Below are 11,968 nucleotides of genomic sequence, written 5' to 3' on the forward strand. Positions count from 1 at the left end.
CGGAGTCAGGACACGCTAACGCGTCCGGGGGCACCGCTACCGTGGTGTGCATGCTGATCCTCCACACCTCCGACTGGCACATCGGCCGCTCCTTCCACGGCACCGGCCTGCTGGACGCCCAGCGTGAGGTCCTCTCCCAGATGGCCCAGATCGTGCGGGACCGCGGGGTCGACCTCGTGCTGGTCGCCGGAGACGTGTATGACCGGGCGCTGCCCTCGGCGGACGCCGTCCAGGTGCTGGACGAGGCGTTGGCGGAGCTGCGGGAAGCTGGGGCGCAGGTGGTGCTGACCAGCGGCAACCATGACTCTGCGGTCAGGCTGGGCTTCGGGGGTGCGCTGATGGCCGCCTCCGGAGTGCACGTGCGCACCCGGGCCGAGCAGATCACCGATCCGGTGCTGGCGCCGGACCCAGACGGCGGCACGGTCGCCGTCTACGGTGTGCCCTACCTCGAGCCCCGCCACCAGGGCCAGCAGTGGGAGGTCGAGCCACACCACACCGCCGTGATGCAGGAGGCCATGGACCGGGTGCGCGCTGACTCCGCCGCCCGCGCCGCAGACCATCCGGAGGGACTGTGCACCGTGGTCATGGCACACCTGTTCGCCGCCGGCGGTGAGGGTTCGGACAGTGAGCGGGACATCGGCGCCGAGGCCGGCTCGCCTCAGGGCCAGGTGACAGGGACAGCAGAGCCCGACGGCGGCCACGCACCTCAGGTGGGCGGGCTCGGCCAGGTGCCCCTGCGGGTGTTCGAGGGGATCGACTACACGGCTCTGGGGCACCTGCATGGCCGTCAGCGGCTCTCCGAGACGGTGCGCTACAGCGGGTCGCCCCTGCCCTACTCCTTCTCCGAGCACCAGCACCGCAAGGGCGGCCTGCTGATCTCCACGGCGGGGGGCACGGTGACGGCGGTAGAGGAGGTGGACTGGAGCGCCGGACGGAGGCTGGCCGTGCTGCGCGGAGAGGTGGAGACCCTGCTGACCGATCCCACCCTGGCGTGGGCGGAGGAGGCCTGGTGTCAGATCACCATCACCGATGCCATCAGACCGCCCTTGGCCTACGCCCGGCTCAAGGAGCGCTTCCCTGGGCTGCTGAACTTCATCCTGGCCCCCGCCGGAGGGCCTCGGCGCACCGCCGGCACCTACGCCGAACGGCTGCGGCGGGCCGAGGGAGACGACCTCGCCCTCTGCACCGGGTTCGTGGACCACGTGCGGGGCCGGCCCGCCACGTCCGGAGAGACCGAGCTGCTGCGCCAGGCGCTCGCGGCCGCACGTCAGGAGCAGAGCGCATGAGGATCCACCGCATCGAGCTGCAGGCCTTCGGCCCGTTCGCCGGACGGGAGACCGTGGACCTGGAGCCGCTCAACGACGCAGGGCTGTTCCTGCTGGACGGGCCCACCGGAGCCGGAAAGTCCACGGTGCTCTCGGCCGTGTGCTTCGCCCTCTACGGCAGCATTCCCGGGCGGCGCTCCGTGGACACCCTGGCCAGCACGCATGCCGCGCCGGGAACCCGGCCGGAGGTGCTGCTGGAGGTGACCCTGGGCGGCCGCAGATTCGAGATCCTGCGCTGGCCCAAGTACCTGCGCCCCCGGAAACGTCGCAGCAGCGACGGGTCCCAGTACACCGAGGAGAAGGCCGGTGCACAGCTGCGTGAGCTGCGGGACGGCACCTGGACGGAGCTCTCCGTGCGGGCGGATGAGATCGGTCAGCTGTTGGGCACGGTGCTGCCGCTGGACTCGGAGCAGTTCATGCACGTGGTCATGCTGCCCCAGGGGGAGTTCGCACGGTTCCTGCGCGCGGACTCCAAGGACAAGGAGATCCTGCTGCGCCGTCTCTTCGGCACCGGACGGTTCGACCACGTGGAGAAGGACCTGGCCGCACGCCACCAGCTGCTGGCCGACGCCGTCCGGCAGGACCAGCAGCTCACCGATCGGCTGCGGGAGGAGATCGATCAGGCGCTCACGCGCCGGTTGGGCGTGGACTGGGTCGCCGTCGGTGAGGACGAGGCCGCAGAGGAGCGGTCGGAGGAGGCCACCTCAGCCACGTTCGACCGGACGCAGTGGACGGACGAAGACTGGTCCGTCCGGGCCTCCCGAGCCGTTGCCGGTGCCGTCGAGGCCGCCCAGCGGCAGGTGGAGGCGGCCCGGGTTCAGGCGGCACACGCCCGGGAGGAGCTCACCCGGCTCGAGACCCACCGCACGGCGGTGACGGCGGCCGTGGCCTGGGCCGAGCGGGACGAGCGTCACCGGGCCGCCGCAGACCGGATCGAGAGCAGCCGTGATCGGCTGGAGCGGCACCGGATGGCTACGCCGTTGGTGCGCCGGGCACGGGACGTGGAACGGGCTGCCGGGGCGGCCCAGACGGCGCGCCAGACGTGGGACGAGGCTGTCGCCGCCGCGCGAGGCGAGGAGCTGTGCGTGGGCTGGGAGAAGGCGGCTGGCGTGAGCGCCTCCGGAGGCGGACAGGAGGGTGGTGAGGACCTGGCGCGGGTGGTCGCCGGGTTCCGTGATGTCCTGGCACAGGCCGACCGAGCTGTGGAGGCCGCGGACCAGCACGTGGCGGATGATCGTCGGGCCGCCGAGCTCGAGTCAGAGCTGTCCACCGGAGCACAGCAGGATCAGGAGGCAGCCGCACGGATCGAGGCATGGGGCATCGAGATCGAGCAGATGCAGGACCGGGTCAGTGGCCTGCAGGAGAGTGCGCAAGGGCTCACCGGAACCGCCGCCGGGCTGGACCAGGCGGCGGAGACCACCGCTCAGGCCGTCAGCCGGGTGACCGCTGCGCGGCGGATGCAGGAACTTGCAGACGAGGTCAGGGACGCCGAGCAGTCGCTGCGATCGGTGACGGACACGGCACAGGACACCAGACAGCACTGGCTGGATCTGGTGCAGAGGCGCCTGGACAACGCGGCCGCCCTGCTCGCTGCAGAGCTGGTGCCGGACCAGCCCTGTCCCGTGTGCGGCTCTGCCGAGCATCCCGACCCGTCGGGTGCCACCCCGCCGGAGGACACCGAGGACGACGCCCATCACCCCGCTCTTGATCTGTCCAGTGCCGCACAGGAGCGTGCCCACGATGCCTGGCGCACAGCGGAGACGCGGCGGGAGCAGGCCCAGCGCGTGCTGGACGATCTGCGACGTCAGGTGGGGCAGACGCAGGTCGTCGCCGCCGGTCTGAGCCTGCATGAGGCCGAGGAGCAGGCTGCCGCCGCGCAGGAGGCCCAGCAGCGAGCCGAACTGGCCGCCTCGGAGCTGGACCGCACGCAGGCTCAGCTGCGCCAGCTCGAGGCGCAGCTCGGTGAGCGACGTACACGGCAGGACCAGGAAGGTCAGGCCCGGGCCCAGCTGCAGACCCGCATGGAGCATCAGGGCGAGGAACGGGATCGGCTGCGCCGTCAGATCAGCGCTGCCCTCCAGGGACGATCGAGCCTGGCTGAGCTGCGTGAGGAGCTGATCCGGGCCCGCGGACGAGTGCAGACCGCCCTGGCGGCGGGCGAAGACCTGACCCTGCGCGAGGCGACCGTGAGCACGGAGCAGGCTTCGCTGGCACGCGACATCGCCGCCAGTGGGTACACCGATCTGGACCACGCTCGAGCTGCTCTGCTGGACGAGCCGCTCCATCAGGAGCTGTCCTCGGCGGTCCAGGCCTGGGACCAGGAGCGTGCGGCCCTGGCCGAGCTGGCCCGAACCGCCGATGTGGTCCAGGGGCAGGAGCTGCTGCGCCAGGGCGTGGCCGTTCCTGAAGCGGAGCAGATCGAAGCGGCCCGGCAGTCCGCGCTGGAGTCCACCGAGCGTGAACACGCCGCCCTGTCCGCCGCCGGGGGGATGGATGCGCTGCAGCAGCAGATCGACCAGCAGTGCCGCACCCTGCAGGAGGTCGGTGCGAGGTCGGCCGACCAGCGTGCGCGAGCCGTGGAGGTCGAGGAGCTGCTCAAGCTGGTCCGGGGTGGCGGTGAGAACGAGTACAGCATGCGGCTGGCCAGCTACGTGCTGACCGGACGCCTCGAAGATGTGGCGCAGGCCGCCACCGAGCGGCTGCTGACCATGACGGACGGCCGCTACGAGCTGGTCCATGATGACTCCATCACCGGCGGAGCACGTCGTCGCGGCCTGGACCTGGTGGTGAGGGACCTCTACACGGACACGCTCCGCCCGGCCTCGAGCCTGTCGGGGGGAGAGACGTTCATGGCCTCGCTGGCCTTGGCGCTGGGGCTGGCCGACACCGTTCAGGCAGAGGCCGGGGGAGTGGAGATGGACACGCTGTTCGTGGACGAGGGTTTCGGTTCCCTGGATGCCCAGACCTTGGAACAGGTCATGGAGGTGTTGGACGGTCTCCAGGCGGGTGGCCGGACGCTGGGACTGGTCAGCCACGTCGACCGGATGCGCCAGGAGATCCCCTGCCGTCTCGAGGTCACCAAGACCCGCCAGGGATCACACCTGACGGTGGTTCTGCCCACGGGCGGGGAGGACTACCCTGGACAGCATGCTTCGTGACGTCCGCTCCACCTTGACCGTCCGCCCCAGTCCCGGCACCCGCATGGTCTTCGCCATCGCCGTCGCCGAGGCCGAGGGCGTGACCTGTGATCAGGAGTCGCTGCGGGTGATCTCTCCGCACGGTGAGATCTCGGCTGTCGAAGTGCAGGACCACCATGGGGGGCGGCTCCATGTCATCGACATTCCGGAGGACTTCGAGGCAGCGCCCCGCCCGCCACGTGGGTCCGAGCCCGAACGCGACACCGACGCCGACGGGTTCCCCCGGGGGTCTGTCGCGCCAGGGACCGTGCGTGTGGACTACCGCAGCCTCGTGCGAGGAGCCGAATCGGCTCCGGTCGGGGATGAGGCAGACCTGATCCGCTATGTGCGCCCCTCTCGCTACGCCGAGTCGGACAAGCTCTTCCCCACGTCCGGCAAGCTCTTCGGCTCCCTGACGGGGCAGGAGCTGGTCGATGCCGTCTCCTCCTGGGTGCAGAGCCACATCAGCTATGTGCCGGGGTTCTCCCGCGGCACGGACGGGGCGGTGGACACGTTCCTGGCCCGCCAGGGCATCTGCCGTGACTTCGCGCATCTGGTGGTGGCGTTGCTGCGTGCACGCAACACCCCTGCCCGAGTCGTCGCCGGATATGCTCCGGGCCTGCGACCGATGGACTTCCACGCGGTCGCCGAAGCCTGGGTGGACGGCGCCTGGCAGCTCATCGACGCCACCGGCCTGGCAGAGATGAGCTCCCTGGCCCGCATCTCCACCGGCGCCGACGCCTCCGACACCGCGTTCCTGTCCACCGTGCAGGGCGGCATCACGCTCGAGCACATCAAGGTCGACGCACACTTGCTGGAGGATCAGCAGGGCTGAGCCCTCGTCCCGACGCCCGGCGGCATCAGTCCTCGGACAGCCCCAGGCGCTCTCGGCGTCGCTGCCCGAACCCCTCCGCCAGGCGGTACAGCACCGGCACCAGGATCAGGGTCAGCACGGTGGAGGAGACCAGACCGCCCACCACCACGATGGCCAGTGGCTGGGAGATGAATCCTCCGTGGCCGGTGATCCCCAGCGCCATGGGCACCAGGGCCAGGATCGTGGCCAGAGCGGTCATCACGATCGGCCGCAGACGGTTCAGGGCGCCCCGCTCAATGGCGGTGTCCAGGTCCATGCCCTCGATGCGCCGGTACTGGTTGATCAGATCGATCAGCACGATCGCGTTGGTGACCACCACACCCACCAGCATCAGGAAGCCGATCAGCGAGGGCAGCCCCAGCGCTGAGCCGGTCACCAGCAGCAGGGCGATCGCACCAGTGGCGGCGAAGGGGATCGAGACGAGCAGCACCAGCGGCTGGATCAACGACCGGAAGGTGGCCACCATGATCACATACACGATCGCCACCGCCGCCAGCAGGGCCAGATAGAGGTCGTTGAAGCTCTCCTGCTGCTGAGTGGCCGCCCCGCCGAGCTCGGCTGAGGTGCCCTCAGGCAGGTCGAGGTCTTCCAGAGTCTGGGAGACACGTCCGGACAGGGCGCCGAGGTCATCGTCGGCCGGCGTGACCGAGACGACGGCCGTCCGATCTCCATTGGTGGAGGTGACGGTGGCCAGGACCTCTTCGCGGCTGACCTCTGCCAACTCATCCAGCGGTCGGGGCCCGGACCCGGTCATCACTTCCACCCCGGAGAGGGCCTCGGTGCTCTCCACGGGAGCCGGGTCCCCGATCTGGACGGGATAGTCGGTGTACCCCAGGCGGATCGATCCGGCCGGCACCGGGTTCAGCGCCGCGGCGACCTGCAGTGCCACCTGCTCCTCGGTCAGCCCGGCTGCAGAGGTGGCGGCACGGTCCACGGTGACCTGCACGGTGGGGCGGGCCTGGGAGAGGTTGGAGCTGACCTCCTGGGCGCCGTCCAGTGTGGCCATGGCCTCACGGACCACGGCGTCGGCCTGGGTGAGCAGTTCCGGGCTCGGGGCGGTGATGCGCACCTCGATGTCGGAGGACATCCCCATGCCGCCGGCGGCGGAGAGACGGACCTCGCCCACGCCCGTCAGCTCGGCCAACTGATCGCGGGCCTGCTGCTGCAGCAGCTGCTGATCGACCTCGGGATCGGTCAGCACGGTGAAGGTGGCCTCGTCGGATGCTCCCCGCATCCCGGGGATGAATCCGGCTGAACCCGCCGTCCACTGCACATGGTGGACACCCTCGATGCCGCGCAGGACCTCATCGACCTGATCGGCGGCCTCAGCGGTGGTCTCCAGTGATGTCCCTGCAGGCTGAGTGGCGGTGACCGTGAAGGTGTTCTGGCCGGTGTCGCCCAGGAGGTTGGTGGGCACCAGCGGAACAGCCGCCACCGTTCCGCCCAGGAGCAGCGCAGCGGCCACCAGCGTCAGGCCCGGCCTGCGCTGGGTGACCCGGAGCACCGGTCGGTAGACCTTCTGCATCGGTCCGAGTCGACGGGTCACTGTGGTGTTGGGAGCTGGATCCGTCTCGGTGGATCCGTCTGCCGCGGCGGTGGGCTCGGCACGGTGCTGTGCCTGGGTGCGTGGTTGATGCCCCAGGAACCACCAGCACAGCACGGGGACGATCGTCAGTGCCACGAACAGGGAGGCCAGCAGGGCGATGGACATGGTCACGGCGAAGGGTCGGAACAGCTCTCCGGCCATCCCGCCGACCAGGGCCACGGGGGCGAACACGGCCACGGTGGCCAGGGTGGAGGAGGTGATGGCGGTGGCCACCTCGGCGGTGCCGTCCAGGATGGCACGTTTCTTCCCGACGTCGGCCGCCAGGTGGCGCTTGATGTTCTCCACCACCACGATGGAGTCGTCCACGACACGGCCGATCGAGATGGTCAGTGCTCCGAGGGTGAGCATGTTCAAGGAGTAGTCCGAGACCCGCATGCCGATCAGCGTCACCAGCAGTGACAGCGGGATCGAAACGGCCGTGACCAGAGTGGACCGGACCGAGGCCAGGAACACCAGGATCACCAGTACGGCGAATCCCAGTCCGAGGATGCCCTCCTGCACGAGGGTCTGGATGGACTGTTCGATGAACGGCGCCTGATCGAAGACCACCGTGATGGCGGCGTCCGAGCCCAGCAGGGCCTCCAGCTCCGGAACGAGCTCACGTACCGCCTGCGAGACGGAGACGGTGTCGGCATCAGGGGTCTTGGTCACGGCCAGGCCGAGGGTGTCCACCCCGTCGGTGCGCGTGATCGAGGTGGCCACATCATCGGCCAGCTCCACGGTGGCCAGCTCTCCCAACAGCACGCCGGCCGCTGGCGGTGTCGGTGCTGCAGGCGACTGCTGCTCGTCCGGCCGGGTGGGGGCGGCGCCACCGTCCGGGGCCGATGGTGGCGCTGTTCCCGGTGCCGCCGTGCTGCCGTCCGAGGCAGGCTGTGCGGCGTCGTCAGCGGGGATCACGGCGACCTGACGCAGATCCTCCAGCGTCTCGATCGGAGCGCCGGCCTGGATGGGCAGGGTGAGGGATCCCTCGGGGATCTGCCCGATCGGGAACAGGCCGGCGTTCTCCTCCAGCGCGGTCCGGATGTCCGCAACGGTCAGGCCGGCATCGGCCATGGCGTCGTCGTCGGGAAGGATGGAGATGTGCTGCTCGGTGCCACCGGTCACGGACGCTCCGCGGACTCCGTCCAGTTTCTGCAGACGAGGCACCGCGAGGCGTTCGATCTCGGAGCGAAGCTCGTTCAGGCCCGTCTCGCCCCCGCTGACCGCCATGAAGATCACCGGGAAGTCCGAGACCGAGCCGGCGAAGGAGCTGGTCTGGGTGTCCTCCGGCAGCTGCCCGGACACGTTCGAGACGGCCCGGTCCACTTGGGACCGTGCCCGATTCAGATCGGTGCCGTACTCGAAGCGCAGGGCGATGGTGTTCAGGCCCGTGGCCGAGGTCGAGGTGGAGGACTCCAGATGCTCCACGGCCTGCAGGGCGGTCTCCAATGGTTCACCGACCTGCCGGTCGACGACCTCGGGGGTGGCACCGGGCATGGTGGTGGTCACGGAGACCACCGGGAACTCCAGGGACGGGATCAGCTCCTGTTTGAGCTGCCCGGCCAACAGGACGCCGAACACCGCCGTGAAGACGGTGATCAGCGCGATCAGGGCTCGATTGGCCAGGGAGAAACGTGCCAAGGCACCCATGATCGTCCTGTCGGGTCAGAGGCAGCCGTCAGGCCAGCTGCAGGGTGGCATCCGTGGCCCGGGTGATCTCATCCAACAGGGTCGGCTCGTGGTTGAGCTGGTGCCCCAGGGAGGGGATCATCTCCCGCAGCTTCGGGGTCCAGGCCGCCATCTTGGCCGGGAAGCAGCGGCCCAGCAGGTTGACCATGATGGGGGCCGCGGTCGACGCACCGGGGGAGGCGCCGAGCAGGCCGCCGATCGAGCCGTCGGCGGAGGTGACCACCTCGGTGCCGAACTGCAGCACGCCGCCCTTCTTCGGATCCTTCTTCATCACCTGCACCCGCTGGCCGGCGGTGATGAGCTCCCAGTCTCCGCCCTCGGCCTCCGGGTAGAACTCACGCAGGGAGTCCACCTTCTTGCCCTGCGTCTTGGCGACCTCCTTGACCAGGTACGAGACCAGGGAGAGGTTGTCCTTGGCCACGTTGAGCATCGGCAGCAGGTTGTGCGGACGCACGGAGAGCGGCAGATCCAGGTAGGACCCGGTCTTGAGGAAGTTGGTGGAGAACCCGGCGTAGGGTCCGAACAGCAGCGAACGACGTCCGTCCACGAACCGGGTGTCCAGATGAGGCACGGACATGGGCGGGGCGCCCACGGAGGCCTGTCCGTAGACCTTGGCCATGTGCTGGCTCACGACTGCCTCGTCGGTGCACTTGAGGAACTGGCCCGAGACGGGGAAGCCGCCGAAGCCCCTGGCCTCTGGGATGCCGGAGGACTGCAGCAGGTGCAGTGCTCCGCCGCCTGCGCCGACGAACACGAACCGTGCACGCGAGGTGAAGGTCTCTCCGGCCGCCTTGTTCTTGACCTTGAGCTCCCAGCGTCCGTCCGTGCCGCGGATGAGGCCGGTCACCTTGTGGCCAAAGCGCAGGTCCACGCCGGCGTCGCCCAGGTGAGTGGTCAGCTGGCGGGTCAGGGAGCCGAAGTCGACATCGGTGCCGCCCACGACGCGCGAGGCAGCCACCCGCTGGCTGGGATCACGGCCTTCGATCAGCAGCGGTGCCCATCCGCGGATGACCTCGTGGTCCTCCGAGTGCTCCATCGTCTGGAACAGAGGCTGGCTGCTCAACGCCTCGTAGCGCTTCTGCAGGTAGTCCGCGTGCGCATCGCCCCACACGAAGCTCATATGCGGCAGCGGGTTGATGAAGGTCTTGGGGTCACCCAGCTGCCCCTGCTGCACCAGGTAGGACCAGAACTGGCGCGAGACGTGGTACTGCTCGTTGATGCCCACGGCCTTGGCCGGGTCGACCGTTCCGTCGGCACCCAGCGGGGCGTAGTTCAGCTCGCAGAGAGCGGCGTGACCGGTGCCGGCGTTGTTCCAGGGATCCGAGGACTCCAGTCCGGCCTGATGCAGGTTCTCGTAGAGCGCGATCGACCAGTTCGGCTCCAGCTCCTTCAGGAACGCGCCCAGGGTGGCGCTCATGATGCCACCGCCCACCAGGACGACGTCGTAGGTGGTGTTCGGGCTCTGCTGGGTCACGATCTTCTCCTGGGAAGGCTGGTGATGGTGTCGGGGGCCGGCTGTCAGGCGCGTCACAGCGGCGTTCTGCAGACCTCGGCCACCCCCTGACTCTACTACTGCCGCGAGGGTGTGCGCCCCGTCATCCCTGTTCCGGGACCGGGACCACCCGGTCGAAACGTTCATCCAGGACGGGGGAGACCGGATAGGACTGGATCCGAGGTCCGGCGGCCAGAGCGGAGATCGGGAATGCCAGCGGGAGGGCAGGCAGATCCAGCGCCACCGACGCGGCAGCCTGGGCGTAGAGGTCCCGCCGCGCACTGGGATCAGCGGCACCGCGGGCCAGGTCGATCGTCTCGGAGACCCGCCGGTTCTGGTAGGCGAACTCAGCGTTGTCCCGTCCGAACAGCGGTTCGATGAAGCTGTGCGGATCTCGGAACTGGGCCGTCCGTCCACCGAGGTGGAACGCTCGTGTCGAGTGGGAGCGGACCCGGTGGGCGTAGTCCTCGTCCCACGGCACGGGGACGGGCCGCACCCTGATGCCCACTCGACCCAGATCGGCCGAGATCCGGGCATAGATCCGCTCGGGGGAGGGAAGGTAGGGCCGAGCCGTGTACACCGGGTACAGGAACTCCAGTTCCTCTCCCTCATAGGAGCTCAGCCTCAGGAGCCGCTCCGCTTCAGCCCCGTCGTATTCGTAGGTGGTGAGCTCCTCCGGGTCCACGCCCAGAGACGGCGGTACGAAGAAGTGTGCTGTGGAGGTGCCGGCCAGGAACTCCTCGGTGGCCAGTGCACGCCGATCGACCGCGTGGGCCACGGCCTGTCGGACATAGAGCCGGTTCATCACCGGGTGGCTCAGGTTCATGCCCAGGTACAGCACGGACACCGGGTCGCGCTGCAGGATCTGGGCACCGCCCTGCACGAGGGGACGCAGCAGGTCCGGCGTGACCACGTCGAACACGTCCAGCTCGTCACGGCGCAGATCGCGCAGGCGGTCCTCGGCTCGGGGCGAGACCTGCAGGGTGACCGGCCCCATCTGTGGCCTGCCTCCCCAGTACTGATCCCAGATCTCCAGGCGCAGAGGCCGTCGGTCATCCTGCGGGGCCTCGTCGAGCTCCCCGGCCTCGGCCCAGCGGTACGGGCCGGTGCCGGCAACGCGTGTCTCGGGAAGTTGGGGATCCGGCGTCTGGGCCATGCGGGTCTGGGCCTGCTCCCAGGAGGCCGGGGAGGTGATGGCGAACGAGGGGGCGGTCAAGGCATCGAGCAGGAAGATGACAGGGTCGGTCAGGGTGATGACCAGGGTGGTCTCGTCGGTCGCCTCGACGCTGTCGAACCGGCACCCGTCCTCGCCGGCGTAGCCGCCGAACACCGAGTCGAAGCTCAGGCGCGGCATCTGGGCGAGGCGGCGCGCCCCCAGCTCCTCGGGCAGACGAGACCACCGTTCCACATTGGCCACCACGGTCTCAGCGGTCAGTGCCGTGCCGTCATGGAAGAGGATGTCCGGTCGGAGGGTGAAGGTGTACCGCAGGCCATCAGGGGTGATGGTCCACCGGGTGGCGAGCAGGGGAGTCGGCGCCCCGGTGTCCGGGTCCACACCGACCAGGGTCTCAGCGACCTGGCGGGTGACGCGGTGGGACTCGGCGTCATCGGCCCAGGCCGGGTCCAGGGTGCGCGGTGGTGCGGCAGTGCCCACCCGCAGGGGGTGCACCGTGCTGACGGTGGGTTCAGGTGTGGTGGGCGTCGGCACCGGGGAAGTGGTCTGCTGGCCTGCTGAGCGGAGGGTGTGGGCACAGCCGGTGAAGGAGAAGGCCAGGGCGGTGGCGGCGGCGGAGAGGACGGTCCGGCGTGAGAGGTCCATGGACGTCA

General features: G+C 69.5%; 6 protein-coding genes. 3 read left to right on the forward strand and 3 right to left on the reverse strand.

Translation table 11 applies throughout. The annotated features are described in order from the left end of the window. Nucleotides 1-50 precede the first annotated feature (50 nt). Genes ACEXHE_RS01050 through ACEXHE_RS01060 form a run of 3 tightly spaced genes read left to right on the forward strand, consistent with a single transcriptional unit; the run spans nt 51 to nt 5,336 of the window. Nucleotides 51-1,286, forward strand: coding sequence for an exonuclease SbcCD subunit D (locus ACEXHE_RS01050; RefSeq protein WP_374784408.1), 1,236 nt, complete (start codon nt 51-53; stop codon nt 1,284-1,286). Then, nucleotides 1,283-4,483: an AAA family ATPase gene (locus ACEXHE_RS01055; RefSeq protein WP_374784409.1), complete on the forward strand. Its 3,201-nt coding sequence runs from the start codon at nt 1,283-1,285 to the stop codon at nt 4,481-4,483. The genes ACEXHE_RS01050 and ACEXHE_RS01055 overlap by 4 nt, the downstream gene beginning before the upstream one ends. After that, entirely contained in the window at nt 4,473-5,336 is an 864-nt protein-coding gene (locus tag ACEXHE_RS01060) for a transglutaminase domain-containing protein (RefSeq protein WP_356965966.1), read from the forward strand. The genes ACEXHE_RS01055 and ACEXHE_RS01060 overlap by 11 nt, the downstream gene beginning before the upstream one ends. Nucleotides 5,337-5,361: 25 nt before the next feature. On the opposite strand, the gene ACEXHE_RS01065 is transcribed toward ACEXHE_RS01060, so the two are convergent. From ACEXHE_RS01065 to ACEXHE_RS01075, 3 genes are all read right to left on the reverse strand, one after another. Next, a complete protein-coding gene (locus ACEXHE_RS01065; RefSeq protein ID WP_374784410.1) occupies nt 5,362-8,610 on the reverse strand; it encodes an efflux RND transporter permease subunit in 3,249 nt (1,082 codons plus the stop codon). A gap of 28 nt (nt 8,611-8,638) precedes the next feature. Continuing rightward, complete coding sequence (locus ACEXHE_RS01070) at nt 8,639-10,123, reverse strand: malate:quinone oxidoreductase (RefSeq protein ID WP_374784411.1); 1,485 nt, start codon at nt 10,121-10,123, stop codon at nt 8,639-8,641. 121 nt (nt 10,124-10,244) lie between these two features. Beyond that, nucleotides 10,245-11,960, reverse strand: a complete 1,716-nt coding sequence (locus tag ACEXHE_RS01075) for an ABC transporter substrate-binding protein (RefSeq protein ID WP_374784412.1) — start codon at nt 11,958-11,960, stop codon at nt 10,245-10,247. Nucleotides 11,961-11,968 lie beyond the last annotated feature (8 nt).

The organism is Micrococcus sp. IITD107 (genome assembly GCF_041927415.1).
In the GTDB taxonomy this organism is placed as follows: domain Bacteria; phylum Actinomycetota; class Actinomycetes; order Actinomycetales; family Micrococcaceae; genus Citricoccus; species Citricoccus terreus.